Origin of the sequence: Paraburkholderia gardini (genome assembly GCF_907164575.1) — a bacterium.
GTDB classification, from domain to species: domain Bacteria; phylum Pseudomonadota; class Gammaproteobacteria; order Burkholderiales; family Burkholderiaceae; genus Paraburkholderia; species Paraburkholderia gardini.
Map to the genome: position 1 here is coordinate 53,531 of NZ_CAJQYY010000016.1, position 26,404 is coordinate 79,934.

A 26,404-nucleotide genomic window follows, 5' to 3' on the forward strand; every position below is an offset into this window, starting at 1 on the left:
TCTGCGCGGACGCACCCGGTATTTCCGTCGGTGCCCGCGCAGACCTGCGACATCGCTTTGAAGGCTCACGGCCGCGAGTTACTCGACCGTCTCACCATGGAGGTTGACCCTCCGCTTAACGTTCAGTTCGAACGTGGCAATTGTGCGCCCGTCTGCTAATGCGCCGAACCACGCGCATCGGCATAGGTATCGCCGACCATCAGGCGCACGATCTCGTCGCCATTCGTGCCTGCGACGAGCCGTTCGCCCGCCACCTCGCCACGCCGCAGCACGACGATGCGATCGGCAATCGCGAAGATATCGTGCAGATTGTGCGAGATCAGGATGACGGCCACGCCCTCTGCCTTCAGCGCGGCGATCAGCTCCATGACCTTGCGCTGCTCGGGAACGCCGAGCGCCGCTGTGGGTTCGTCCATGATCAGCACGTGCGCGTTCCAGTAGATCGCGCGTCCGATCGCGATGGCCTGGCGTTGCCCGCCGGAGAGCATCTTCACCGGGCCGCCCAGCTTGCGCTCGGGGATCACGATATCGAGGCGTTCCAGCACTTCGCGCGCGACCTGCGCCATGCGTTCCCGGTCGATCACCTGGATGCCGAATTGCCGGCGCACCGGTTCGCGTCCGAGAAAGATGTTGCTGCCGACGTCGAGATTGTCGGCAAGCGCGAGATCCTGGTAGATCGTCTCGATGCCCTGCGCGCGTGCGTCCTGCGGATCGCGTAACTGCATCGGCGTGCCGTTGAACAGCAACTGGCCCGCGTCGGCATGATAGACGCCCGAGATGATCTTGATGAGCGTCGATTTGCCCGCGCCGTTGTCTCCGGCAAGTGCCAGCACTTCACCCGGCATGACGTGCAGCGAAACGCGCTTGAGCGCCTCGACGCCGCCGAAGCGGATCGAGATGTCGCGCGCCTCGAGAATCGGCGTGCTCATTGCGCGCCTCCGAGCCGTTCCTTGTACTGGTCGATCAGCACCGACATGATGATCACGATGCCCACCACGATGAACTGCCAGAACGCGTTGACGTCGATGAACACCAGCCCGAATTCGATTACCGCGATGATCAGCGCACCGATCAGCGTGCCGATCACATTGCCCGTGCCGCCAAAGAGACTCGCGCCGCCGATCACCACCGCCGCGATCGAATCGAGCAGCATCGGCTCGCCGGCGTTCGCGGCACCTGCGGCAAAGCGTGACGTATAGACAATGCCGCCCACCGCGGCAAACGCCGCGGCGATCAGATAGATCACGACCAGATGCCGGCGCACATTGATCCCCGCGCGAACCGCCGACTGCGGATTGCCGCCGATCGCGTACGTGTACTGCCCGAAGCGCGTTTTCGACAGAATGAAATGCATGACGAGCAACAGGATCAGGGTGAGCACGACTGGTGTCCAGCCGTGCCCGAGCCACGCGAGACCCGCATTGTTCACCGCGACCGTCATGCCGCTGCCCGCCGCGAGAAACCCCACGCCGCGCGCGACGCCATACATGCCGAGCGTGCCGATAAACGCCGGCACGCCAAGCCGCGCGATCAGCACACCGTTGACGAACCCCGGCACGAGACACACGACGATCGTCGCCGGAATCGAGAGCAGCACGATCCACGGCGCGTTGCCGCCGGGAATCGTGAACTGCGCGATGCAAACGGCCGCGAGCCCCATGACAAAGCCGACCGACAGATCGATGCCCGCCGTGATGATCACGAACGTCTGCCCGATGGCAAGCAGCAGCGGCGCACTGGCAGCGAGCCCGATCGACTGCAGGTTGTACGCGTTGAAAATGAACGAACGGTGATCCGATATCCTCGCCCAGACTTCGAAGAACACCAGCAGCGCGCACAGGAAGAGCCAGGGCCAGATCTTGCTGATCAGCGCGAGCCGGTCGAGACGTGAATTGTCCATGAGTTGTCCGGTGGTCCGGGATGGCGAAAGCGGCACCTGTACGCGTGTTGACGCGCACAGGACGTACGATCTGATTCGCTGGCGCTTCGCCAGTCCGGCTAGTTCGAATAGATGTACTGCTTCATCTCCGGCTTGTCGATGTTGCTCTTGTCCAGCACGATGAACCCCGTGCTCTTGAACACCGGAATCTTCTTGCCGCGAATCGCGTCGGCGGCGAACTTCACGCCGTAGTAGCCGATTTCATCCGGACGCTGTGCGATCGCGATATCCACGAGGCCGCTGCGGATCTGTTCGTCGATGCCGGGCACGGCGTCGAACACGACAACCTTCACTACACCCTGCTTGCCTGCCGCCTTGACGCCCTGCGCCGCGCCGCTGCCCGAGAACGTGTTGGCGCCGAACACGCCAGCAAGATCGGGATTGCGTGCAAGCACGGCGGCCACGTGCGACGCAGCCCGGTTCGCGTCGTCCTCGTTGTATTGCGTTTGCAGCACGGTGATGTTCGGATGCTTCTTCATTTCTTCCGCGAAGCCTTCGGCGCGTGCATCGGTGCTCGAGATGCCCGGCTTGTTGTTCTCGCAGTACACGGTGCCCTTGTCGCCGATCGCTTTCGCGAGCGCGCGTGCCGCGACGCGTCCGCCTTCGAGGTTATCGGAAGCGATATAGGAAAGCGGGAAATCCGCATCGCCCTTGCCGGTCTGGTAATGACCGTCGCCGATGTAGGTATCGACGGTAATCACCTTGATACCCGCATCGGCGGCTTCCTTGAGCGGTCCGATCATCTGCTGCTTGTCGACGGGCGAAACCAGCAGGACGTCCGGGTGTTTCGCGATAAACGCCTTGAGAATAGGCACCTGCTCCGTGGTGTTCCATGCCTTGGGCACCTGAAACAGCAACTGGATGTGCTCTTCCTTCGCGGCACGCTCAGCGCCACGGTGCATCGTGAAGTAGAAAGGATCGGTGACGCCGGGCAGCAGCGCGACGACCGGATGAGCGGCATCCGCGTGCGCGAGACCGGTGAATGAACAGCCAACGACGGTTGAAAGGGCAACCAGATAGCGGGATACGATGCGCTTCATACCTGTCTTCCTCCTGTTGAGTCCGACTGACGGTGCCTGGCCATCCTCATCTTCCCCAAGGCTTTTGACGCCGGGCAGTGGGCCAGTATACCCACGCACGCTTCAAGCGGCCCTGGTGTTTTCCTGCATCGATTTCGCATGAAGGCTTTCACTTTCCGACAGACGCGCCGCTGCACCGCGATAACCTTCGTTATCGCGGTGCAGCGTTCAAATCGTGGGATGCGCTGAAGCGCCTAGAAAATAAAGCCCGTATTCACGAACTTCGACTGATGGTCGTTCACGATGGCGTCGAGCAACGCCTTGCTGTCATCGGTCTGCTTCGCGGCGACCATCGAACGGATCGAGAACGCGCGCAACGCATCGGTCACCGAGAGCGTACCCTCCGCCGAATCCTTGCGGCCGGCAAACGGAAATACATCGGGCCCACGCTGGCACTGACAGTTCAGATTCACGCGACACACCTGGTTGACGAGCGGATCGACCAGCTCGCCGATCTGCGCCGGGTTCGAACCAAAGATGCTGACCTGCTGGCCGTGATCGGAGGTGATCACGTATTCCAGCGCGGTTTCGACGTCGCTGAACGTCGTCACTGGTATGAGCGGGCCGAACTGCTCCTCGCGATAGAGCTTCATGCCTTCCGTGACGGGATAAACGACCGCCGGGTAAAACAGCGTCTGGCAGAACGTGCCGCCGCCATCGTTGACGATATGCGCGCCCTTTGCCTTCGCATCGTCGATGGCGTCGGTCATATAGGCGGTTCTGTGCAGGCCGGGCAGCGGTGTGATGTTCACGCCTGCTTCCCATGGCATGCCGACCTTCAGCTTGCCTAGCGCTTCGGTGAAACGCGCAAGGAACGTGTCGACAATCGATTCGTGGACGATCAGCATCTTGAGCGCCGTGCAACGCTGACCGTTAAACGACAATGCGCCTAGCAGGCATTCCTTCACAGTCAGGTCAAGATCCGCATCGGGCAGGATGATCGCGGCATTCTTTGCGTCGAGACCCAGAATCGCGCGCAGACGATGTGACTTCGGATGTTGCTTCTTCAGATGATCGGCGACCTTGCTCGAACCGATCAGCGCGAGCACGTTGATCTTGCCGGTGGCCAGCATGTGCGGCACGACCACGGCGCCAGGCGCATAGATCGTGTTGATCACGCCTTCAGGGAACGCATCGCGGAACGCTTCAAGCAGCGGATAGAACAGCAACGTCCCATATTGGGGCGGCTTGAATACCACCGTGTTGCCCATCAGAAGCGCCGGGATCAGCGTGGCGAACGTCTCGTTCAGCGGATAGTTGTAAGGCCCCATGCACAGCACGACGCCAAGCGGCGTGCGACGGATCTGGCCGATGGTGCCTTCCGCGATGACAAAGCGCGAATTGCTGTTGTCCTGCTCCTTGAGCGCCTCGATGGTGGCCGCCATGTATTCGACGGTGCGGTCGAATTCCTTGCGCGAATCGGCAAGGCTCTTGCCGATTTCCCACATGATGAGGTTAACAATCAGCTGACGCTGCGCAACCATCCGTTTGATGAAATCCTGCATGCACGCGATGCGCTGCGCGACGGCCATCGTCGGCCATTCGCCGCGACCGGAATCGTACGCCTTGACCGCTGCATCCAGCGCGGCCTCGCTTTCGGTGTCGCCCATTACCGGGTAGCTGCCGATCTCGACCTGTTGCACCGAGCCGTCCGGCTGTTTCACGCAAATCGGTGACAGTACGGTCTTGCATGTGCCGTCCCATTTGACGAACTCACCGTCGACGAGCGAAATGCGCTGATGGATCGGCGCCGCGAGACGAAACTCCTCAGGAATATCGCCGGACACGGGGAAGCGTTGCTTCAGCGTTTCGAAATCGATGGTGGACATGGCCTTACTCTCCGTTCGTTCGCGTGAACGGCCATTATCACGTCAAAGATTGATTATTTGCTGTCTCGACAGGCAGGAAATGACGGCCTCTCTCTGCTGCAGAAGTGTCGAAGCACGAGCCGGGCCCGCGTAACCGACGCAATGTTATGATCGGCAACACATTTCGCCTAAGAGCGCGCTTTCTGCATCGTTACATGGATACCCACACTCTCAAGCCGGCCGAATCGCCCACCTCCGATCTCGGACGGCGCGTCCGTGCCGCGCGGGTCGCACACGACCTGACGCTGGAGAACGCGAGTCGCCTGTGCGGCGTCTCGCGCTCGACACTGTCGAAAGTCGAAAACGGCCTGATGTCGCCGACGTTCGACGTGCTGCAGAAAATCGTGAACGGCCTGAAGATCGATCTGGGTGAACTGTTCGGCTCGACGCCGAAAGTCAGCGCGAGCGGGCGGCGCGCACTCACGCGCAAGGATGCGGGGCAACGTCACGCATATCGCGGCTATCAGATGGAACTGCTCGCCACCGATCTCGCGCACAAGGCGATGCTGCCTTTTCGTATCCGCATTTCCGCGCACACGCTGGACGCGTTCGACGACTGGGGTCGTCACGAAGGCGAGGAATTCCTGTATGTGATCAGCGGTAGCGTGTGCCTTTATTCCGAACTGTATGCACCCACGCATCTGAACGCTGGCGACAGTCTTTACTTCGATAGCCGCACAGGGCACGCAGCGGTGTCGACCAGCGAGGAAGATGCCGAAGTGCTATGGATGGCAACGGGATCGGATGTCCCGCAACCGCCCATCGAAGCCGCGGCAAGGAAATAAGGCGCCGCGCTTTAAGCCACCTTAAGGGTCCTGGCGCGCTTCGGCAAGCGCCTTAAGATTGCCTTCACCGAAACCGTGATGGCCACGCCGCTGCACGATTTCAAAGAAAATCTCACCCGCGTTGCGCCGGACAAAGGTCTGGAAGAAAAGCAGCGGCACGCCATCGGCACCGATCTCGCCATCGACGAGAATGCGGCCGCGCCGCAGCCGTCCGATATCGAGCCCATGGCCAGGAAGCCGCGCGTCGACCTGCTCGTAGTAGCGCGGCGGCGGCTCGACGAACGTCAGACCGTTCGCGCTCAGCGCCTCGACACACCCGAAAATATCGTCGGTGGCGAGCGCGATGTGCTGCACGCCTTCACCCGGATGATCGGGCAGGTAGTCGTGCATCAGGTTCGTACGCGGTGTGCCTTCCTCATAGAGCGGAATGCGGATCGCGCCGCATGGCGACACCATCACGCGCGAATCCGCCGAAACGTGCCAGTTCGCGTGCAATTCGTGAATCTCGCGGAAGTTGAGCAGCCCGCGATAGAAGTCGAGCCATTCCTGCATGCGGCCTGCGCCGACGGTCTGCGTCAGATGGTCGACCGCGACGAGCCCGGTTCCCGCGTGGCTCAGATCGGCATGCGCGGTGTCGACGTCGACGGGACGAAAGTCGATATCGAAGATCGAGATATCGCCAAGGCCGCCCTGCTGGCCACCCCGACCGCGCCAGCGGTCGACGAAATAAATGTGTGAATCGCCGATGCCCTGAATGGCGGGAATCCACAGTTCGTTTCTGCCGACGCTCTCGCCTTCGAATTCCCACGCACCGAACTCGATCGCGCGATCGAACGCCTGCTGCGCGTTCGCCACGCGAATGCCGATCGCGCACACGCCCGTGCCGTATTCCTCCGCGTAGCGCGAAGCGAACGAATCCGGCTCGGCGTTCAGCAGGAAATTCATCTCGCCCTGCCAGAACAGCGTGACATCCTTGCTGACGTGGCGGGCAATGGCCTTGAAGCCGAGTTGCGTGAACGTGCGGCCAAGCGCCTGCGGATCGCGCGCGGCGAATTCCACGAACTCGAGGCCGGCCGTGCCGAGCGGATTGTGTTCGACGTCGGCGATGGCGCGCCTGGCAGCGGTCGGACTGGGCAGATCGCTGGACATGGTTTTCTCCTTGACTGATACGGTAACGCCTGACTCTCGTGCGCGCCGGTGACCCATCACGCCCGGCGCCTTGTGAACCGTGTTTGTACACCGTTCGCGTGATCTCCCGCAACCCGCATTTTGTACCGGACGGTTCACGCCCGTCCAGATTCGCCAACGCCGTGCTGTTATGACAATCAAAAGCGATCAGCGCGCCGGACCGCCGCGTTTCCGCGCCCGCGGCGGCGTGGCGGCTGGCGCGATGCGCTGCCGCGTGACGGCGCGCACGGCGTCGATCAGCGCGCGCGCAACCGGCGAAGGCTGCGTATCCGTGCGCAGGACCAGTCCGACCGGCTCTTCTGTTCCCGTGAACGGCAACGCGAGGCGCACCAGCTCACCGCGCGACAGATCGTATTCGACCGCGCTGACGGGCACGAACCAGACCGCGTCGTTCTGGAGCGTCAACGCCCGCCCGACGGACACCGACAGCACCTCCACAAACGATTTTAGCGGCGGCACGCCCCACGCCGCGAGCAGGCTTTCCGCCGATTGCCGGATCAGCGTGCCGTACTGCGGCAACACGACCGGAAAGCCGTCGAGCAGCCCGGCGGGCGGCGCCGTGCGCGTCGCGAGCGGATGACCGGCGCGCACGACCGCGATCAGCGGCTCGCGATACAACTGCTCGAAGCTCAGACCGACCATCCGCTCCGGATCGGCGAGGCGCCCGATCGCGCATTCGATCGCACCCGCCTTCAGCCGAGCAAGCAAATCCGCGTTCGATGCCGTCATGAGCCGTACCACGACCTGCGGCCACTGCATCGCAAAGCGTTTCAGAACCGGTGGCACGAGTGCGTTTGCAACGGTCGGAAGAATACCGACGTCGAGCGTGGCGGGCGCCGCGCCCTCCTCGCGCGCCAGCAAATCAACGCCCTGACGCAGCGCGCTGACGCAGGCGCTCGCGTGCGGCATGAAAAGCTGCCCTTCGCGCGTGGGCACCGCGCCATGCCGGCCCCGCTCGAAGAGCCGTACGCCGAGAATCGATTCCAGTTCGGCGACCGTCTTCGAGACGGCGGGCTGCGTAATCGACAGGCTCTCCGCGGCCTTCTGCACGCCGCCAGACTGCGCGACGGCAAGAAAGCACTGGAGATGACGGAATTTGACGCGGCTGTCCGCGAGACTGCGTTGCATAACGACAGGTTATACGAAAGACGAGAAAACGTCATTTTGCATAACCGCTCAGGTTAGATAAAGTCGCAAACATCCCTAGTCATTAAATCAACATCAGGAGACACCCGATGGACGAGTCCCTCCTTTTAGCGCCGCGCGACTTCGCGTCCCATCCGGCGTATGTTTATCCCGGTTATGGATCTTCCGTTAAGCGTGGGCCGACCCGCCCGCTGATTCCGTTGAAGGAACGGCTACGCGACCAGCACGTTCCCGTCTATGGCGCCGAAGACCTTGGCGCGCTCGACAACGATCTCACCCGCAATGCAGCAAAAAACGGTGCACCGCTTGGCGAGCGCATCATCGTGACGGGCCGCGTGCTCGACGAAGGCGGCCGGCCGGTGCGCAACACGCTGGTCGAAGTGTGGCAGGCGAACGCCGCGGGCCGCTACGTCCACAAGACAGACCAGCACGACGCACCGCTCGATCCGAATTTCCTGGGCGCAGGACGCTGCCTGACCGACAACGACGGCCGCTATCGCTTCATGACGATCAAACCGGGCGCGTATCCGTGGGGTAACCATCCGAACGCGTGGCGTCCGAATCACATTCACTTCTCGCTCTTTGGCGACCACTTCGGTTCGCGCCTTGTGACGCAGATGTATTTCCCCGGCGACCCGTTGCTAGCGTTCGATCCGATTTTCCAGGGCACGCCGGAGCAGGCACGCGAGCGGCTGATTTCGCGCTTCTCGCTGGATGTGACTGAAGAAGGCTTCGCGCTGGGCTACGAATTCGATATCGTGCTGCGCGGCCGCGACGAAACACCGATGGAGCGTTGATCATGACACTCAAACAGACGCCTTCACAAACGGTCGGCCCGTACTTCGCTTATGGCCTGTGCCCGGAGCAATACAACTTCGATCTGAAGAGCCTGTTCGCTACAGCGCTCGTGGACCACGAAACGCCGGGCGAACACATCACGATCGTCGGGCAGGTATTCGACGGCGACGGCAAGCCGATCGGCGACGCGATGATCGAACTGTCGCAACTGGATGCCGCCGGAAACTACCCGAAATCGCAGGCCGATATCGAGCGCACGGGCTTTCGCGGCTTCGCGCGGGTGGGCACGGGAACGGACCCGGAAAAGCGCTTTATCGTGCAGACGGTGAAACCGGGTACGACGGGCAGCGATGACGCTCCGCATGTGAACGTGATCGTGCTGATGCGCGGGATGCTGCTGCACACGTTCACGCGACTCTATTTCGAGGACGAAGTGGAAGCGAACAAAACGGATGCCGTGCTGGCATCAGTACCGGCGGACCGTCGGCATACGCTGGTCGCGCGACGGGAGACCGGCGCGGGCAATACGGTGTACCGCTTTGACATCCACATGCAGGGCGAGAACGAGACCGTATTCTTCGACCTGTGATGAACGTAGCGGCGAGCGGTCAATAAAAACAGGCCGCGAACGCATTCACGAAAATTTCACACGCGCGCATCAGAATGCGGGTGCGAAAACTTCGCGAAACTCCAACGTAACCTTTAGCCCGCCGCGAGCGGGCTTTTTTTCGGGTCTTTGCGCGACCGGCAAAGAACAACACCTAGCCCCGGTAATCCACCGCCGCGTGATCGACAAGCCGCAACGCCGCCTGCCAGGCAAGCGCGGCGATCCCATCGGAGTCGTCGCGCTGAAACTGGTCGGCGGTAAGCCTGCAAACCGCTTCGGAAGGAAAGCTCAACTCAGCGCCGCCTGCAAGCGCCTGCACCTGGATCTGACATGCCCGCTCGAGAAAATGAATTTCCTGGAACGCGAGCGCGGCGGAACGTCCGCCCACCAGCAACCCATGGTTTCTCAGAATCATCGCGTTACAGGAACCCAGATCGGCAACCAGCCGCTCACGCTCGGCAAGATCCAGCGCGATGCCTTCATAGTCGTGATACGCGAGACATCCGTAAAACTTGAGCGCGTGCTGACTGATCGGCAGCAAACCCTGCTTCTGTGCGGAGACAGCCGAACCGGCAGCCGTATGCGTATGAATCACGAAATGAAGATCGGGCCGCGCGGCATGTACGGCGGAGTGAATCGTAAAACCCGCGGCATTCACGCGATATAAAGCGGGATCGCGCGCGGCGCTGTCCGCATCCACGACGCGCCCTTCGGCATCGATCTTCACCAGATCGGACGCACGCATTTCGTCGAACAGCACGCCATAGCGGTTAATCAGAAAGTGATGCCCGGGGCCCGGCACGCGCGCGGTGATATGCGTGTCGATGAGGTCCGTCATACGAAAATGGGCAATCAGGCGATAAAGCGCTGCAAGCTCACAGCGGGTAGCCCATTCTTCAGCGCTGAAAGCGTGCGAAGGCGCGACCGTTGCCATTTTGTCTCTCCGTTAATCGCGCACTGCCGGCGCGTTTAATTCAGCACCTGAAATGATCGATATTCTGTCCGGCGTGAATGGCGCGCGTCAGCCATTCCGGCCTTTCGCCTTCACCGTCCCAGGTATTTCCGTACGCATCCCGATACATCGGCGCCTTTAATGCGGCTGCGTCGGCTTCAATGGCCGCTGCGAGATCCGTCATTGTGATGCCGTACTCTTCCATGCGGCGGCGTATCCACACGATCAATCGATCGCGCGCTTCTCCGTCGGCGTCGAACATCCGCTGTTCCTCCCGCTCCATCATGATGCACCGCTTTCCTTGCAGAAAAGCGTGCGCTTGAAAGACAAAGGCCTCGCAATTGCCAGCGAAGCCTTTTGTTGGTGTTGACGCGGCCCCGGTGAATTTGATTCACGCGGCTATTCCGGCGAAACCGGGTTCCGGAGCCTCCGGAACGGTAGTGGGCCAGTCAGCATGTCAGAAAAAATCCGGTCGGCGTGGCGGAACCGGATGACCCCAGCGCTGCAATTGTAAAGCAACGCGCGCCGCGCCGCCGTTTCCGGCGTCACTATCGTTCCGGCGCGCGCCGCGCGGCACGCTTTCGTTCGATATAGCCGCGAATCGCGCGCGCCATCCGCGAATAATGGTACCCCGGCACCGCGAACAGCACGAGCGCGCCCAGCGCCAGCAGCCCGCAAAACACAAACGTGCCGCGATAACCGAACGTTCCGACGAGCAGCCCCGACAATACGCCCGACAAAATCGACCCCAACCGCGCCGCATTGAAGAACAGCGCAGTCGCCTTGCCCGGCGAGGCGGGCATCAGATCCTGCACGTAGGTCATGCCAAGACACGACGTGACGGCGACGACAAACGCGTTGAGCAGTTGCATCGGGATCAGCACGTTCACGTTGCCCGCGAGCGCCATCGCGACGAAATACACCGCATGCACCGCCGCGCACGCAGCCAGCCAGTTCAGCTTGTGCAACGTGGACGAGCGTGCGCCGAGCGCGAGCATCATTGGAATTTCGCTCAGCGCGCCGAGCCCGAGCATGATCGACACATCCAGCCGCGAGCCGTTCAGACCGTGCACGATATAGAGCGGCAGCACGATCATGGTCGCGTTCGCAGCGAGCCCGATCAGCGTCAGCGCGACGACCGCGCGCCAGATATCGTTCTGCGAGGCGACGGCAATTCCCGCTTCGTGGGCATCGTCGGCGGGCGCCTTCAGCGGTGGCACGGTAATCGAAGAGGCCGGCTCGGCCGCCGTATCCTCGACCGTATGATCGCCGAGGTGCCCGGTCGGCTCCTTCGTGCGCGAGACGATCGCCGCACAGGCCGCGAAGCTCGCGGCGGCGAACAGAAAGAGCCCGTAAAAGCCGGTGCCCGCCAGCACGAGCGCGCCCACGGCTGGCCCGAACACCCATGCGGCCGACAGGATCGTCCGTAACGACGCGCTCGCGAATGCCCGCCCGGCGTCGTCGGCCACGGGTAGCGCGGCGCGGCTGAACGAGAACACCAGCGAAATCGCCGAGCTGCCCGCGCCGATAAACACGACGCCCACCACCAGCAGCAGCCGGTAGTCCCGCACCACGCACAGGCACAGGTAACCGAGCATCGCCGCGGCGAGCGAGGCCAGCAAAAGTGGCCGGTGGCGCCCGCTTGCATCGCTCCAGCGGCCCGCGAGCGTGCTCGCCAGCACGCCGCTTGCCGCGATCAGCGTCATGAAAAGACCGAGGCGAAGCGGCGTCATACCTGCACGTTCGATACCGAACAGCGACAGATACGGGGCGGTAAACGACATCGCCACGCCGAGCATCAAGGTTGCGCCCGCAAGCGGTTTGAAACCGGGGATGCGCAACAGATCGAAAAAACGTGAGTTCTTCAGCACGGCGCGAAGGTCAGGTGAAGGCACAACAAAGGGCTCGGCATGGGGGCGACCGTCTGGAATACAGCGTCGACATGATCATCGCGGCACGGTGGCCACGCTCGATGACGAAGCATTATCGGGTGTACCGGTCCGATCGGTAAACCCGTATTCAATGCTCCCAACATGCGCGGTTGCGCGATGAATACATGTCGCGTCGAAGCGTCAGCGGGCTCGCCCGGCTGCACGCAGGCAACGGGCGGGTGCGTCATAATCCCGTGGGACGTTGCAGGCGCCCCGGATGGCGGCCGACTGGCACAGATTCCGCGGCACGGCCTCGATCATCGAACCTCAACCGGACTCACCATCATGCCAACATCATCTGTCAGCCGCCGCGCTGCGTTCCGACGCAGCGTGAATGAACGCCGGGGCCTCCTCGTACCCGGCGCGTTCAATGCGATGAGCGCACGCATCATCGAGGACGCCGGCTTCGAGGCCCTCTACCTCACGGGCGCGGGCGTCACGAACATGTCGCTCGGGTTGCCCGATCTGGGCTTCGTCGGACTGAACGAAATCGCCGAACACACGGCACGGGTGCGCGATGCGGTCTCGTTGCCGCTGATCGTCGATGCCGATACGGGCTTCGGCAACGCATTGAACGTGCGGCACACAGTGCGCACGCTGGAGCGCAGCGGCGCCGACGCGATCCAGTTCGAAGACCAGGTGATGCCGAAGAAATGCGGCCACTTCTCCGGCAAGGAAGTCGTCCCGACGGGCGAGATGACCGGCAAGATCCGCGCGGCCGTCGATGCGCGCGAAGACGGCAACCTGCAGATCATCGCGCGCACGGACGCAGCCGCGGTGGAAGGTATCGAAGCGGCGATCGAGCGCGGCCACCGGTTTATCGAAGCCGGTGCGGACATCCTCTTTATCGAGGCCACCGAATCGCTCGCCGACATCGAACGTCTGCCGGGTCTCTTCACGAACACGCCACAGCTCGTCAACATCGTGATCGGCGGCAAGACGCCGGTGCAGTCGCGCGAGGTGCTCGGCAAGCTCGGCTACGGCATCGTGCTGTACGCGAACGCCGCGCTTCAGGGCGCGGTGCTCGGCATGCAGCGCGCGCTCGGCGCGCTCAGGGAAAACGGCCGGCTCGATGAGGATCCTTCGCTCGTCGTGCCGTTCAACGAGCGCCAGCGGCTCGTCAACAAACCGCTCTACGACCAGCTCGACAAACAGTACGCCGCCGACGACAAATAAGACTCGCTTCACGACATGACCCACACGACCCCACCCGCTTCACCGGTTTCGCACATTGGCTGGCTGCCGTACATCGTCGCGGCGACGTTCTTCATGGAGTACCTCGACACGACGGTGATCGCCACGGCGCTGCCGCAGATGGCGCACTCGTTCGGCGTCGGGCCGAACAGCCTGAGTCTCGGCATGACGGCCTACATGCTCGCGCTCGCGATCTTCATTCCCGCGAGCGGCTGGGTGGCGGACCGGTGCGGCTCGCGCACCGTGTTCTTCAGCGCGATCGTCGTGTTCACGCTGGCTTCGGTGCTGTGCGGGGTATCGCAAAACGTGGTGCAGTTCACCGCGGCGCGCGTGTTGCAGGGTATCGGCGGCGCGATGATGGTGCCGGTCGGCCGGCTGATCGTCGTGCGCAGCACTGAGAAAAGCCGCCTCATGCAGGCGATTTCGACGATCACGTGGCCCGCGATCGTCGCACCCGTGGTCGGGCCGCCAATCGGCGGCTTCATCACGACTTACGCATCGTGGCGCTGGATCTTTCTGCTCAACGTGCCGTTCGGTCTTGCGGTACTGGCCGCCGTGGTCGCGCTCGTGCCGAACCTGCGTGGCGGCGAGAGGCGTCCGCTGGACGTCGTCGGGCTCGTGCTGAGCGGCACGGCGCTCACCGCGATCCTGTATGGCGCCGAGCTTGCGAGCCAGCCCGGCGACAACGCGTGGCAAGCCGCGGGGCTTGTCGTCGCGGGGGTCGTACTGGGATGGATCGCATTCCGGCACGCGCGCAATCATCCGCATCCGCTCATCGACGTGTCGACGCTGAAAATCCCGACGTTCTCCGTGACGATCGTGACGGGTTCGCTCACGCGTATCGGCATCGGCGCGGTGCCCTATCTGATGCCGCTGCTGTTCCAGATCGGCTTTGGGCTCTCCGCGTTCAAATCCGGGCTGCTGCTGCTTGCAAGCGCACTGGGCAATCTCACCATGAAGGCGCTCACGACGCGCATCCTGCGACGCTTCGGCTTTCGCTACGTGTCGATTGTCGACGTCGCGGTGGCGGGTCTTTTCGTCATCGCGATCGGCCTGCTCACGCCCGCTACGCCGCTCGCGCTGGTGCTGATCGTTATCTTTGTCTATGGCGTCGGGCGTTCGATGCAGTTTTCGCTGCTCGCGACGCTAGCCTATGCCGACGTCCCGCAACCGCAGATGAACGCAGCGAGCACGCTGTGGAGCGCGGCCGCGCAGATGACCATCGGTCTCGGCATCGCGTTTGGCGCGGTGTCGCTACGGGTCGGTGCGTTGTTGAACGGCGAAGCGAGCAGGCATGCGTTCACGCTCGACGACTTCCGCCTCGCCTTCCTGTTTGCCGGTGTCGTGACGCTCGTTTCCGTCATTGGCTATATGCGCATGGCACACGATGCAGGCCAAAGCGTCGGTGGCGGTACGCTCCGGCAGAACGCGTCATGATCGCGATAGCATGGCGACCGGCGCGGCGACAACCAGGAATAAGCGAATGGCGTTCGATGAGCGGGTGCTGAACGGAATGGGCGTGTTGACAGCGATCGTCGACACCGGCAGTTTTGCCGCGGCGGCCGAAACGCTCGATATGTCGCAGTCCGGCGTCAGCCGTTCCATCGCGCGGCTCGAAGCGCGGCTCGGTATCCGTCTCTTCGATCGCACGACGCGCGCGGTCACGCTCACCGACGAAGGCCGGCGCTTCTACCAGCAGATCATGCCGCTGCTGTCGGGTCTCGAAGAAGCCGCGGCATCGGCGGCGCTCGGTGCGACTGCCGTGCGCGGCCGTTTGCGTATCAACGTCGATCCGTTTTTCTCGCGGCTCTTTCTTGGACCGCGTCTCGGTGCGTTCATGGAACGCTATCCGGATCTGCACGTCGATCTCGTGACACGCGATCAGCTCGGCGATATGGTGGCGGACGGTTTCGATCTCGCGATCCGTTTCGGCGAGCCGCGTGCGTCGACACTGATTGCCCGCAAGTTGCTCGACACACGTATCGTCACGGTCGCATCGCCCACATACATCAAACGACACGGACGTCCGCTAGCGCCCACGGATCTCGAACGCGAACCGCATGTCTGCATCAAGTTTCGCGAGCCTGAAACGGGACGGCCGTTCCCGTGGGAGTTTCATCGCGGCAAGAGGAAGGTAGTTATCGAAGCACGCGGACATCTCACGATGAACGATGGCGGCACGCTGCACAGCGTGTGTCTCGCGGGCTATGGCATCGCGCAGATTTTCGCGCTGGGTGCGGAACAGCTGATAGCGAGCGGCAAGCTCGTCGACCTGTTTCCCGACTGGGCCGACGAATCGTATCCGCTCCATGCGATCTATCCTTCGCGTCAGCACGCGCCCGCCAGGGTGCGGGCGTTCTTCGAATTCATTTCCTCGCTGACGGGCGGCCCTTTCGATACGCCCGCGACGTAAACCCGGTGTGATTCACGTCGCGCGCGCCGCGGGTCAGTTCGTGCTCTTCGCAGCGGAAGCACCCGAGGGCGCGGTTCCGTCGGCCGTCAACTGCGCATACACATCATGCGACAGTTCAAGCAGCGTCTTGCGGTCGATCGCGCCCGACACCGCATAGCCGAAGTCGCCATCCACCCAGTAGAACACGTTCACCGACCCGTCCTGATAGAGCTTGAACGCGGTCGTATCGGCGCTCACCTTGCGGTGCGAAATGCACAGCGTGATGCGCTCGCCCTTCGCGTCGTGATACATGAACTGCGCAACCGGGCCATCGGCGCCCGGCAGCAGACGCCCGCCCATCAACTCGAAGCCAGTCCGCGTGAGAACCGGCGGGCGCACGTTCGTGCCTATCCGGTTCGACAGCCACGTCACCAGTTCCTGTTCACGGTCCGCGCCCACTTCCACCGGCCGCGTCACTTCGGGCGCGTACAGCACATGCGCGATCGCGGACTGCCGCGCGAACGATTCCGCGCCGTCCATACTCACCCGATGTCCGGCCACATTGCCGGCGTCGCCGGTCACGACGATGGCGGCCTGCCGGCCCATATTCGTCCCCACGCCGATGCCGACGCCAAGAATCAGCGCAGCGGCCATGCCGGCGAACTGCGGCCAGTTCAATGCGTCGCGCCAGCGCCGCTTCACTGCCAGACGCAGTCGCGCCGGCACCGGTTCGCTGAGCACGCGGTCATAGCGCTCATGAAACATGTTGTTCAGCGAGAAATAGTCGCTGACGCGCGCGGCCAGTTCGTCGTTCGTTTCGAGCAGCCGGTCGATTTCCTCGCGACGATGTGCGGCCAGCGATCCGTCGACGTAAGCGTGCAGTTCTTCTTCGCTGATCTGACGTGGATCGTTCATCGCACCACCTTCAATTTCGCACCCGGCTGTTTGCCCGACATCAGCGCACGCAACCGCTCGCGTCCCCGCGAAAGGCGCGACATCACGGTGCCGATCGGCACGCCGAGCGCCAGCGCCACATCGGCATAGCTCATTTCTTCCAGCCCTACCAGCAGCACGACTTCGCGCTGATCGTCCGGCAGGCGCTGCAATGCGAAGTCGAGATCGCGCACCTCCAGCGACTGCGACTGGTTGCCCGTCACTGCGAATTCGCTTTCCGGCAGTACGTCATCGTCGACCGACACATGGACCGCGCGTGCGCCAGCCTTGCGGACCTGGTTGATGAACACGTTGTGCATGATCGTGAAAAGCCACGCGCGCAGGTCCGATCCGGGCCGGAATTGTTCCGCATTGCGCAGCGCGCGCTCCAGCGTGTCCTGCACCAGATCGTCGGCCAGCTCGCGATTGTTGATCAGCGCGCGCGCGTAACGACGCAGCCGCGGCACCTGATCCATCAAACCATCACGGACGCTCATCGCGCTTCCTTTTCCTTTCAGTCCCGGCGCTGCGGGCTCGAACGCAAGATCCACACAGAGCAAACAGCGTATTCAGCACTTTATTCCGGCACGTTGCATTTTTTCTTCCCGATGCCTGCGCGCCTCATCGCGAAACCAGCAGATCGGCTGCGCGCATCAGACCGTGCGTCCTCGCGCCACCTGCAAGCGCGTACCGCCGGTGCCCCACGCTCCACTCCAGCACGCGGTTTTCGCCCACCCGGCGCGCCCGCCACTGCGGTTGCGCAGCCGCGGTCATATCGTGCACCGAAAGCAGTACCGCCCGCTCGCCCGCTGCATTGCAATAGACAAAGCCACGTGCCTCCACAAACCCGCCGACCGGCAACGTCGTGACCGCGACCGGCCGGAAACCGGCGCGGGAAAGATCGGGCGCCACGCCCAGTAACCGCGCGTCGCTTCGACCGTCGACGGACATATGCACGACGTTTGCCTGTTCGAGCGCCATGATCGCACCCGCTTCCAGTGCCGCGTCCGGCACGTGCATCGCGCACAGCACACCCGTTGCAACGACGCCAGCCAGAAGCAGACCCACTGCGATCCTGCGGGCGTGCTGCCGCAACCACCCGCTAAACGAGGCCCGGTACAGCGTGAACCTGGCGCGCCGCGAACGACCGCTCTCGTCACCCGCCTGAAACGTCGAATGCATGCGCCAGTTGAGTTTTCCGTAAAACGCCACGCGGCGCGCTTCGTCCGGCCGCTCCTCAAGATAGCGCCGGATTTGTGCGGCACGATCCGGCGCGAGCAGGCCATCGACGAACGCCTGAATGTCGGCTTCGGACACGACAGCATCGGAGGAATGTTGAACGGAGTACATACGGATTTCGAAAGAGGCATGGAGTCTTCAACGCACGAACACGCACGGGTGCCGTTTTATTCCATCGGCAAGCTGCTTTTTTTCGAGGCGCGGCGCGCTGGATATCGTCCAGGCCGCAGAGCGTTAACACCCGCTCCATCAGGTTTATTTCCAGTCAGTTCGACATCCTCTACAGATTTTTATTTTTTTCTATTCGACGCGTTTTACCGCGCTTTTGCGGGAATTTTCGAAAGAGTATGCGTGTTATCCCGAGTGCATCCCGCACAACCCACTCAGGAGTCGAACATGAAAACGCTTGTCATGATGTCTTTCTCGCTGGCCCTGCTCGCATCGTCGAGCGCATTTGCCGAAGGCAAGACGCGCGCCGAGGTTTACCAGGAACTGATCGAAGCACAACAGAATGGTCTTGCCTTCGTCACCGATGCATCGTATCCCGATGTCAGTCCCGTCTTTGCAGCGACCGTCGAGCGGATGAAGGCCGGGCGTCTCGCGAAACACGGAAAGACGACGGATATGGCGAGTAGCACCAGTGCCGTGCCCGGCGTGCAGTGAGCGTCGGGAGCACCCGACCGGCACGCTAACTACAGGCGCTGCCCTTCCAGCCAGAAGGACGATCTGTTCACTATGTGGTCAAGTCGCGACTGCAACAACAGGACGATATGTTCAGCCACGTGGCATTGCGCCATGAACCGTGGCATTGCGCGGCAGTCCGGTGCGGGTTTTCGCGCCGTCTGCCCCCGCACCTGCGCCTAACGCCCGCCGCCGGGCGGATGGCGCAGGTTATCGCGCACGCGTTTCGCGACGAGGACCGGAAGAAAGTCGCGAATCCGTGCGCCATCGTCGTACTGTGCCCACGTATCGGCGAACATCTTCGAGACGGTTTCGGGCGGCGTGCGGGTCTCTTCAGCGATTGCGTTTACAACTTCCTCGACGTTGGGTTGGGCCATGATCAGTGCGCGCTCCGGAACAGTGACGGAAGAAGGGAGAAGACAGGCAGAGCGTCCATTACAGGACGCTGCCGTGAATGTTGCAAATTGAATCCCTCTATCAACCGGCCGGTTGGCTTTTTGTGTTCCATCTGATGAAACGGACCTTACGAATACGCAAGACTTACATCTGCGGCGCTGCCGGAAAGTCGCGCCCGGCGAGCACGTCCTTCGCGGCGAGCGCGGCGTTGATCGCACGTGGAAATCCGGCATACACGGCGATCTGCGTGATCACTTCGACGAGCTGTTCGCGCGTTCCACCGACGTTGAGCAGGCCGTGCATATGGACCTTCAGTTGAGGCGTCGCCGAACCGGTTGCCGCGAGTGCAGCGACAGTCGCGAGTTCGCGCGACAGCAGGTCGAGACCCGGCCGCGTGTAGATGTCGCCGAATCCGAACTCGATGATGAAACGCCCCAGATCCGGCGCGATATCGCGCAGCGAATCGATCACGTGTTCACCTGCCGCGCCGTCGATTTCCCGCAGTCTCGTGAGACCGTCGTCGTAACGCGACGTGCCTGGCGCGGCCCGTGTAGTGTCCGCGACGACGCCCTTTTCGCCGAACACGGCCTTTGCCGCGAACACGCCGTTAAGCGCTGCGGGGAAGCCCGCATAAACGGCAAGATGCGTCATCAGTTCGACGACTTCTTCGGGCGAGGCGCCCGCGTTCAACGCACCTGCAATGTGGAACTTCAGTTGCGGTTCCGCGCCGCCCATCGATGCGAGCGCCGCGACCGTCACGAGCTGGCGCTGACGCAAATCGAGGCCCGGTCGCGAATAAACCTGGCCATACGCGAAGCTGATCGTCAGGCCTGCGAGATCGGGCGCGATATCCCCGAGTGCATCGATGATAGAAGGATGCGATGCACCTTCTATCATCGCGAGATAGTGAAGACCGACAGCCGTCGTGGAAAGTGCGTGGTTCATGGTGTCCTCGGAGCAAGAGGCCGAGCGTGATTGCCGGCCCGCTGAACACACGATATCGATCGCGCTTTCATCGCGCCAATTCATTCGGCGTGATACCTTTGGCGTATCAGAACGGGCAACGGACTTCACGAATGCAGACACGCGTCGAACTCTGGCAGTTGCAATACTTCGTCGCCGTCGCGGAAGAGTTGAGTTTTCGCCGCGCGGCAGAGTGTCTTTCGATCACGCAGCCGCCACTCACGCGGCAGATCCAGGCGCTGGAGGAAACGGTCGGCGCGCGGCTGTTCGAGCGTGACCGCAGCGGCGTGATGCTGACGGCAACAGGCACGCATCTGCTGAAGGAAGCGCGCAAGCTGCTGGGCGACGCCGACGCGATGCTCACCCGCATACGGCAGCGCGCGGAGCAACGGCTTGAACTCCGGCTCGGCATCACGACCGTGCTCGATCCCGCGCTCTTCACGTGGCTCGAAGGCGAGCTGAAGAGCCGCGATCCCGCGTTGCAACTGGCGCAAAAGCGCCAGTACTCGAAGCAGTCGGTAGCGGACCTGCGACGCGGCGCACTGGACGCGGCCCTGATCGGCCTGCCTTCCGAAGTCGCGGACCTGAAAGTGCAGCGTCTTTTCGTCGATCCACTCGTGGCGGCGTTACCGCGTGGACACGCGCTCGCCCGGAAAAAACGCATTTCGCTCCTCGACCTCTCCGCCGACACGCTCTTCTGGCCGCAGCGCCGCGCCAATCCCGCCTGGTTCGATCACTACGAGAAGCTGTTCAAGGCGTGGCAATTCGATCCTCCGCGCGCGGCGGAACCCGCCGATCATCATGTGCTGCTCAGCCTGATCGCCGCTGGCGAGGGTGTCGCGTTGATTCCGGCGTCGCTCAAGTCGATGGCGCGCGAGGGTGTCGTGTATTGCGAGCTGAAAGAGCAGGCGGATCTGCGCATCGATGTCGCGCTCGCGACGCTGCCGGATGCGGTGAACCCGGCGCTGTCTTTATTGATGACGGTCCTGCGGGCGCATTACGGCCAGGCGGCAAAACCGGCTTCCGGCAGGCGCTGATTTCAAAGCACCAGCCGTGTCGCGAGAAAATCGAGGAATGCACGCGCTCGTCCCGACATCGCCGCGCTCTGATAAAACACCGCACTCACCGGCTGACGCACATCGACGAGCACGTCGTCCAGTATCGTCCGCAACCTGCCCTCGCGCACATCCGTGGCGGTCATGAACCCGGCCAGACACGCAATGCCACCGCCCGCAACCGCCAGTTGCCGGATCGTTTCGCCACTGGACGCCTCGATTGCCGGTTCGATCTTGATGAAGCCGCGGCCCGCTTCCCGGAGCGGCCAGTCGTTCAGGCTTTCCGGCGCTGTAAAGCCGATCAGCCGGTGACCCGCCAGTTCCTGAATCGTGCGCGGTTCGCCGGATTGCGCGAGATACGCGGGGCTCGCCATCACGCGCAACCGGCTGCTGCCAAGCGAGCGCGCATGCAGCGTCGAATCCTGCAGCGCGCCGATGCGGATCGCGATGTCCACACGCTGTTCGAGCAGATCGACGATCCGCTCGTTACTGCTCAATTCAAGGGATATTTCCGGATACAGCGTGGCGAACTCCACCACGTGCGGCACGATGCAATGAAGCATGAACGGTGAAGCCGCGTCTACCCGTAACCGGCCGGCAGGCCGCTGACGCTGGCGAACGATCAGCTCTTCGGCGTCTTCCATCGCGGCGAGAATCGCACGCGCGCGCAGCAGGAACAGTTCGCCCTCGTCGGTGAGCTGAAGGCGGCGTGTCGTGCGATGTATCAAGGTCGCGTCGAGCTTCTTTTCCAGACGCGTCAGCGCGCGGCTCACGCCCGAGACAGTCTGCTGCAACGTCTCCGCAGCCGCGGTAATCGAGCCGGCATCGATCACCGAGACAAACGCCAGCAGTTCTTCCGTGGTGGTTTTCATTGTCGATGCGCGATTCGCGACAGTCGTTTTATTGATGCGTCGCTGGAAAGCTGGCGCTGTAAGAGCAGACTATAAATGAATGTCTGCTGGGTTTACGCGTGTCCTTCTGATCCGCTGGCGCCGTGGCACCCGGGATTGTTCGGTCTTTGTGGCACACTCTCACAAGAAAGATGGGAGTTTCATTTTGAAACCACGCTCCGGCGAAGGTTCACAATCGTGCCGATTGTTGCCACTGGAGCATTCCCAACCGGCGTGGCTCGACGGCTGGTCCATGCCGAAACCTGCGGACAGGTAACGGGACCTCTCGGCCGATGCCGTTGCAGGTGGCTTTCGTCAGAATCTGTTTTCGATTCTTCTATTCGTCTATTACCGGAGGCGAACGTGCCAGGTTTACTCCCCCATGTCGACCGCGAGGGACTCCTCGAATATTCGGTCGTGTACACCGACCGATCAATCAATCACATGTCGCAGCGCTTTCAAGGAGTCGTACGCGATATTTCCGGCGCCCTGAAAAAGGTCTACAACGCGAAGTCGGCGGTAATCGTCCCGGGCAGCGGGACTTTCGGCATGGAAGCCGTCGCCCGGCAGTTCGCAACGAACAGGAAGTGTCTCGTCATCCGCAATGGCTGGTTCAGTTTTCGATGGTCGCAGATTTTCGACATGGGCAGCATTCCGTCTGAATCGATGGTGTTGAAGGCGCGCCCGGTCGAACAAGGAAGGCAGGCCGCCTGGGCACCGGCTCCGATCGAAGAAGTGGTCGCTGCAATCAAGGAGAACAAGCCGGATCTGGTCTTTGCGCCGCATGTCGAAACGGCATCCGGGATGATGCTGCCCGATGCCTGGCTGCGTGCCGTGGCCGACGCTGTTCACGCCGTCGGCGGCATGTTCGTACTGGATTGCATCGCCTCCGGTACGATCTGGGTGGACATGCAGGCCAGTGGCATCGATGTCCTGATCAGCGCACCGCAAAAGGGATGGAGCGCGTCACCCTGCTGCGCACTGGTCATGCTCAGCCCTCTCGCTCGCGAAAGAATCGACGCAACAACCAGCACCAGTTTCGCCTGCGATCTCCGCAAGTGGCTGCAGATCATGGAAGCCTACGAGAACGGTGGGTTCGCGTACCACGCCACGATGCCCACGGACAGTCTCGCGACGCTGCGCGACGTCATGAAGGAAACCGGGGCATATGGCTTCGACAAAGTGAAAGCAGAGCAGCTTGAACTCGGCACGCGCGTTCGCTCACTCCTGGTTGCCAGGGGTTTCAAAAGCGTGGCGGCCGAAGGTTTTCAGGCTCCGGGCGTCGTGGTCAGCTACACGGACGATGACGGCATACGATCCGGCAAGAAATTCGCCGATGCCGGCTTGCAGATCGCGGCCGGCGTTCCCCTCCAATGCGACGAGCCTGAAGACTTCAAGACCTTCCGCGTCGGATTATTTGGTCTGGAAAAACTGCATGACGTCGAAGGCGCGGTCGCCAGACTCGCCAGGGCGTTGGACAGTATCCTTTAGGGCGCTTTTCCGGGGCATGTGCGCATGGCTCGCCCCCGCAACCGCATCGGCAGGAGGGTCCTGGGAACCTGCCGGAATAGCGATGCGCACGCTTCGGCCTTTGAGGACACTGGAGCCAGCTACGGTCTACGTCAGTACTGTGGCGGATTGCTGACGGTGGTGGCGTCGAACTGCGGGATAACGGCTTCCCGCGTCGACGAACTCACACTCCCGTTAAGGGTCGATGACTCCGGGCTTTATTGAGCGTCGCTGGACGCTACACAACATCGGTCCGGTCTGTTAGCGGTTCGGGTCAGGGCTCGTGGCCTGACGTTTGTCCACGGCGGTTTGACCATTTAACCGTTGCCCAATGACGATGGGAAAAACCCGTGATATCTGAAAGTTTTATCTGTGATGGACTGGTCGGGGCAAGCAACCGCGCCCACGGATGCGAGCGTCTCCATAGTGGTGGAACGATTGGAAACGAACGTCCATTGCGTCGGTTCGTCATCCGGCAGCGGTGACGCATGGCACCGCTCCAGGGCAGCTAGCAGGGCTTCGCGGTCCGGTGTATGAATCACGAACCCCTCGTTCGCCAGCGCCGCATGGTCGAGTCCGAGCTCGCGGCAAATCCGCATCCGCAAGGGCGTTTCCGACTGACTGGCAAGCCGCGACTGCTGGACGAGTTGATAGATCGTCGCATCGACAAGGACGCCTTGCTGTTGTAGTGGCGTCGTTTGCCACGCCTCCGGTGGACAGGCCTTGTTTTCCGGCACCCATGGTACGAAGGGGTTGATTTCAGCCGGATAGATCCTGCAGACCAACGGACGTTCATCGTAAATACCGCACAGCATGTCGGCGCGCAGGTTGGGACACGCGCCAGCGAACGCCGCAGTGAGAATGACCGAGACGCGCACCGGTAACGTTCCGCTCAAGACGGCTGACGAACGCGCCCGTTTGTACGCCGCCTGGACATTGCTGGCTTCTGGCTCGACCGGCCACGGAATTGCTTCGCAGAGGATCTCCAGTTGTCCGCCACGTTTTAGCCAGTCGATCGACTCGGCGATTGTTAGCGGCAGGCGCAAATCGTGGCAGCACTGGCCACATGTCGTACAGGCGAAATTGATATCGTCCACGCTGTTTGTCCCTTCAGGTTCGGTTGTGTCGTGCCTGGTCGGGCCAGCGCCGAAATTCTTACAGGGACACAAGAGAAATAGGTGAGGCGTTGTCGTGATCCAGTGGGCCGTGTGCGCTACGTCGGTTCTGTGGGTGGTATAGCGTCCGCGCCTGGATCGAACCGCGCGTATTTCCGTCGAACAGGCCGGGGCTCGGGCCTCTTGTGAGACCTCGCTCGAAACCCTACAAATCCATGACGCAAAACCTTCCTGAAAGATCCCGTTTCTTGACTCCGGTGAATTGTGCTGGCTCCTTGTGCTATCCGAAGGCGGATTTTCAGTTTTCGGGGCAAAAATGGCCAGGATCAAACACTTCAAGACCAACGGCTTCCGGGACCCCACCTGGAGTTACCGCGGGCTAGCATCTATCCTTTGTCTTACCCCTTTGGTTGCCAGTGGCGCCGACGATATCTTCCGCATTCGTCGATGGTGGCTACCGTCCAGCAAGGGCAAACCCAAAAAGGAGAAAATCAGATGTCACGATCCATCTCGCGGCGCGCTTTCATGGTATTCGCTGGCCTGGCCCTGATGGGCACGTTGAGCCTGGCGCAAGCTGCGCCGGTTTCATTTACGGTGCCGTTGACGGGCGCCCAACAGGTCCCGCCGGTGCAGACCTCAGGCACTGGCAGCGCTGACCTCACATACGACCCCAGCACGCGGGTCGTAACCTGGAACATCAGCTTCAGCGGATTGTCGAGCCAGGCCACGATGGCGCATTTCCACGGCCCCGCCCCGGCCGGCAAAAACGCCGGCGTGAAAGTCTGGCTCTCCCGGAAAGGCAGTATGGAGATGACGAGCCCGATCAGCGGCCAGGCCACGCTGTCCCCGGACGACGTCAAGATGTTCGAAGCCGGTGATATGTACATCAACGTTCACACAAAGAACAATCCGAACGGCGAAATCCGCGGCCAGGTCGTGCCGCCGAAGAGCAACTGACGCAACCCGCGAAGCGGCGCCCTGAGTTCGCGTTCGCGGCAAGCTCAGAGATAAGCCGCGAGCAGCATCACCACGGCAGCGCCGACGCCGAGCGGCAGCAGCGCCAGCAGCGCTGGCGTCTGCCGCGGCGCGTCGATGGATGACGGCAACAGCTTGTAGCCGGTCAGCATCGGACGCAGCAGGTCGTGTCCCTTCGCTATCGCGTAGAGCGCGATCACGAGCACGTGCAGCGCCACCGCGGCGAGCAGCATATCCCAGACAAGCCCGTGCAGCGTCGAGATAGCGTTGGCGAGCCACGCGGGCACCACTTCGCTCAACGGCCCTTCGTCGGCGATGTCGTTGTTGATGTAGATCCCGCTCAGCGTCTCGACCAGCAGCAAGGCAAGCAGCAGCAGGACCATCCAGCCGCCGGCCGCATTGTGGCCCACCTGCACATCCGGCTCGCGGCGAAACAGGTGCCGCAGATGACGAAGTGCCGCCGCGGGCGACGCCACGAAACTTCGAAACCGCGCGGTCTCACTGCCAAAACAGCCCCACAGCAGCCGGAAAATAACCAGCGCGAGCAGCGTCTCACCGACCCGGATGTGCCAGTCAATCCGGTTCAGCTTCAAGGTGACATAGGCCGCCGTGACCAGCATGACCACCAGCCAGTGAAACAGTCGCACCGACGCATCCCAGACCAGCACGGGGCGGCGGACAGGCTGTGTCGGCGGCGTGACCGGTTCGTGAGCGTCCATGTGTCGAGCCTCCGTCCACAAGCGGCCAGGCAGGCCCGCGATGAGCACCA

General features: G+C 62.3%; 27 protein-coding genes. 10 read left to right on the top strand and 17 right to left on the bottom strand.

What is annotated here, in order from left to right:
* Nucleotides 1-155 precede the first annotated feature (155 nt).
* The 4 genes from LPA34_RS14795 to LPA34_RS14810 form a co-directional block, all read right to left on the bottom strand.
* Nucleotides 156-929: an ATP-binding cassette domain-containing protein gene (locus LPA34_RS14795; RefSeq protein WP_228979343.1), complete on the bottom strand. Its 774-nt coding sequence runs from the start codon at nt 927-929 to the stop codon at nt 156-158.
* Nucleotides 926-1,900 (bottom strand): ABC transporter permease subunit, encoded by a 975-nt coding sequence (locus LPA34_RS14800; protein ID WP_228979345.1) that lies wholly within the window; start codon nt 1,898-1,900, stop codon nt 926-928. Before LPA34_RS14800 ends, LPA34_RS14795 begins: the two co-directional genes overlap by 4 nt.
* Before the next feature lie 98 nt (nt 1,901-1,998).
* Complete coding sequence (locus LPA34_RS14805; protein WP_228979346.1) at nt 1,999-2,979, bottom strand: ABC transporter substrate-binding protein; 981 nt, start codon at nt 2,977-2,979, stop codon at nt 1,999-2,001.
* 233 nt (nt 2,980-3,212) lie between these two features.
* Nucleotides 3,213-4,847: an NADP-dependent glyceraldehyde-3-phosphate dehydrogenase gene (locus LPA34_RS14810; protein ID WP_228979349.1), complete on the bottom strand. Its 1,635-nt coding sequence runs from the start codon at nt 4,845-4,847 to the stop codon at nt 3,213-3,215.
* Nucleotides 4,848-5,041: 194 nt separating this feature from the next.
* On the opposite strand from LPA34_RS14810, the gene LPA34_RS14815 reads away from it, so the two are divergent.
* Nucleotides 5,042-5,671 (top strand): helix-turn-helix domain-containing protein, encoded by a 630-nt coding sequence (locus LPA34_RS14815; protein WP_228979350.1) that lies wholly within the window; start codon nt 5,042-5,044, stop codon nt 5,669-5,671.
* A 21-nt stretch (nt 5,672-5,692) separates the two neighbouring features.
* Here the strand turns inward: LPA34_RS14815 and LPA34_RS14820 are convergent, their stop codons facing one another.
* Nucleotides 5,693-6,820, bottom strand: coding sequence for a 4-hydroxyphenylpyruvate dioxygenase family protein (locus LPA34_RS14820; protein ID WP_228979352.1), 1,128 nt, complete (start codon nt 6,818-6,820; stop codon nt 5,693-5,695).
* Between the two features lie 186 nt (nt 6,821-7,006).
* A complete protein-coding gene (pcaQ, locus tag LPA34_RS14825) occupies nt 7,007-7,987 on the bottom strand; it encodes a pca operon transcription factor PcaQ (RefSeq protein ID WP_228979354.1) in 981 nt (326 codons plus the stop codon).
* A gap of 107 nt (nt 7,988-8,094) precedes the next feature.
* Between pcaQ and pcaH the strand changes: the two genes are divergently transcribed.
* Both pcaH and pcaG read left to right on the top strand, forming a co-directional pair.
* Entirely contained in the window at nt 8,095-8,802 is a 708-nt protein-coding gene (pcaH, locus tag LPA34_RS14830) for a protocatechuate 3,4-dioxygenase subunit beta (RefSeq protein WP_228979356.1), read from the top strand.
* On the top strand, nt 8,802-9,392 hold the full coding sequence (gene pcaG, locus LPA34_RS14835; protein ID WP_228979500.1) for a protocatechuate 3,4-dioxygenase subunit alpha: 591 nt from the start codon (nt 8,802-8,804) through the stop codon (nt 9,390-9,392). The genes pcaH and pcaG overlap by 1 nt, the downstream gene beginning before the upstream one ends.
* Before the next feature lie 172 nt (nt 9,393-9,564).
* Here pcaG and LPA34_RS14840 read toward each other — a convergent pair whose 3' ends face one another.
* The 3 genes from LPA34_RS14840 to LPA34_RS14850 all read right to left on the bottom strand — a co-directional run bounded on the left by LPA34_RS14840 (nt 9,565) and on the right by LPA34_RS14850 (nt 12,233).
* Nucleotides 9,565-10,344 carry a class II aldolase/adducin family protein gene (locus tag LPA34_RS14840; protein ID WP_228979358.1) on the bottom strand — a complete coding sequence of 260 codons (780 nt, stop codon included), beginning with the start codon at nt 10,342-10,344 and terminating at the stop codon, nt 9,565-9,567.
* A 40-nt stretch (nt 10,345-10,384) separates the two neighbouring features.
* Complete coding sequence (locus LPA34_RS14845; protein WP_228979359.1) at nt 10,385-10,648, bottom strand: H-NS family nucleoid-associated regulatory protein; 264 nt, start codon at nt 10,646-10,648, stop codon at nt 10,385-10,387.
* Between the two features lie 262 nt (nt 10,649-10,910).
* Nucleotides 10,911-12,233 (bottom strand): sugar efflux transporter, encoded by a 1,323-nt coding sequence (locus LPA34_RS14850; protein WP_228979502.1) that lies wholly within the window; start codon nt 12,231-12,233, stop codon nt 10,911-10,913.
* Nucleotides 12,234-12,578: 345 nt separating this feature from the next.
* On the opposite strand from LPA34_RS14850, the gene LPA34_RS14855 reads away from it, so the two are divergent.
* The 3 genes from LPA34_RS14855 to LPA34_RS14865 are packed head-to-tail and all read left to right on the top strand — an operon-like array spanning nt 12,579 to nt 15,900.
* On the top strand, nt 12,579-13,469 hold the full coding sequence (locus tag LPA34_RS14855; RefSeq protein WP_228979361.1) for an isocitrate lyase/PEP mutase family protein: 891 nt from the start codon (nt 12,579-12,581) through the stop codon (nt 13,467-13,469).
* A gap of 15 nt (nt 13,470-13,484) precedes the next feature.
* Complete coding sequence (locus LPA34_RS14860) at nt 13,485-14,924, top strand: MFS transporter (RefSeq protein ID WP_228979364.1); 1,440 nt, start codon at nt 13,485-13,487, stop codon at nt 14,922-14,924.
* Between the two features lie 46 nt (nt 14,925-14,970).
* Nucleotides 14,971-15,900: a LysR family transcriptional regulator gene (locus LPA34_RS14865; RefSeq protein ID WP_228979365.1), complete on the top strand. Its 930-nt coding sequence runs from the start codon at nt 14,971-14,973 to the stop codon at nt 15,898-15,900.
* A 33-nt stretch (nt 15,901-15,933) separates the two neighbouring features.
* Here the strand turns inward: LPA34_RS14865 and LPA34_RS14870 are convergent, their stop codons facing one another.
* The 3 genes from LPA34_RS14870 to LPA34_RS14880 all read right to left on the bottom strand — a co-directional run bounded on the left by LPA34_RS14870 (nt 15,934) and on the right by LPA34_RS14880 (nt 18,162).
* Nucleotides 15,934-16,794, bottom strand: a complete 861-nt coding sequence (locus tag LPA34_RS14870; protein WP_228979367.1) for an anti-sigma factor family protein — start codon at nt 16,792-16,794, stop codon at nt 15,934-15,936.
* Complete coding sequence (locus LPA34_RS14875; RefSeq protein WP_228979369.1) at nt 16,791-17,309, bottom strand: RNA polymerase sigma factor; 519 nt, start codon at nt 17,307-17,309, stop codon at nt 16,791-16,793. The genes LPA34_RS14870 and LPA34_RS14875 overlap by 4 nt, the downstream gene beginning before the upstream one ends.
* Nucleotides 17,310-17,433: 124 nt before the next feature.
* Entirely contained in the window at nt 17,434-18,162 is a 729-nt protein-coding gene (locus tag LPA34_RS14880) for an anti-sigma factor family protein (RefSeq protein ID WP_228979370.1), read from the bottom strand.
* Nucleotides 18,163-18,447: 285 nt separating this feature from the next.
* Between LPA34_RS14880 and LPA34_RS14885 the strand changes: the two genes are divergently transcribed.
* The gene (locus LPA34_RS14885; protein ID WP_228979503.1) at nt 18,448-18,714 is read left to right on the top strand and encodes a DUF4148 domain-containing protein; all 267 of its coding nucleotides are present in this window, start codon (nt 18,448-18,450) and stop codon (nt 18,712-18,714) included.
* A 197-nt stretch (nt 18,715-18,911) separates the two neighbouring features.
* On the opposite strand, the gene LPA34_RS14890 is transcribed toward LPA34_RS14885, so the two are convergent.
* Both LPA34_RS14890 and LPA34_RS14895 read right to left on the bottom strand, forming a co-directional pair.
* Nucleotides 18,912-19,109 (bottom strand): DUF3562 domain-containing protein, encoded by a 198-nt coding sequence (locus LPA34_RS14890; RefSeq protein ID WP_228979371.1) that lies wholly within the window; start codon nt 19,107-19,109, stop codon nt 18,912-18,914.
* 163 nt (nt 19,110-19,272) lie between these two features.
* Nucleotides 19,273-20,073, bottom strand: coding sequence for a carboxymuconolactone decarboxylase family protein (locus LPA34_RS14895; RefSeq protein ID WP_228979372.1), 801 nt, complete (start codon nt 20,071-20,073; stop codon nt 19,273-19,275).
* Between the two features lie 131 nt (nt 20,074-20,204).
* Here LPA34_RS14895 and LPA34_RS14900 point away from each other — a divergent pair, with 131 nt between their 5' ends.
* Nucleotides 20,205-21,128: a LysR family transcriptional regulator gene (locus LPA34_RS14900; protein ID WP_228979373.1), complete on the top strand. Its 924-nt coding sequence runs from the start codon at nt 20,205-20,207 to the stop codon at nt 21,126-21,128.
* A gap of 2 nt (nt 21,129-21,130) precedes the next feature.
* Here LPA34_RS14900 and LPA34_RS14905 read toward each other — a convergent pair whose 3' ends face one another.
* Complete coding sequence (locus LPA34_RS14905; protein WP_228979374.1) at nt 21,131-22,018, bottom strand: LysR family transcriptional regulator; 888 nt, start codon at nt 22,016-22,018, stop codon at nt 21,131-21,133.
* A 381-nt stretch (nt 22,019-22,399) separates the two neighbouring features.
* Here LPA34_RS14905 and LPA34_RS14910 point away from each other — a divergent pair, with 381 nt between their 5' ends.
* Nucleotides 22,400-23,527 (top strand): aminotransferase class V-fold PLP-dependent enzyme, encoded by a 1,128-nt coding sequence (locus LPA34_RS14910; RefSeq protein ID WP_228979376.1) that lies wholly within the window; start codon nt 22,400-22,402, stop codon nt 23,525-23,527.
* A gap of 335 nt (nt 23,528-23,862) precedes the next feature.
* Here LPA34_RS14910 and LPA34_RS14915 read toward each other — a convergent pair whose 3' ends face one another.
* A complete protein-coding gene (locus LPA34_RS14915) occupies nt 23,863-24,642 on the bottom strand; it encodes a YkgJ family cysteine cluster protein (RefSeq protein ID WP_228979378.1) in 780 nt (259 codons plus the stop codon).
* A gap of 513 nt (nt 24,643-25,155) precedes the next feature.
* Between LPA34_RS14915 and LPA34_RS14920 the strand changes: the two genes are divergently transcribed.
* The gene (locus LPA34_RS14920; RefSeq protein ID WP_228979505.1) at nt 25,156-25,617 is read left to right on the top strand and encodes a CHRD domain-containing protein; all 462 of its coding nucleotides are present in this window, start codon (nt 25,156-25,158) and stop codon (nt 25,615-25,617) included.
* A gap of 44 nt (nt 25,618-25,661) precedes the next feature.
* Here LPA34_RS14920 and LPA34_RS14925 read toward each other — a convergent pair whose 3' ends face one another.
* Nucleotides 25,662-26,354, bottom strand: coding sequence for a cytochrome b/b6 domain-containing protein (locus LPA34_RS14925; protein ID WP_228979380.1), 693 nt, complete (start codon nt 26,352-26,354; stop codon nt 25,662-25,664).
* Nucleotides 26,355-26,404 lie beyond the last annotated feature (50 nt).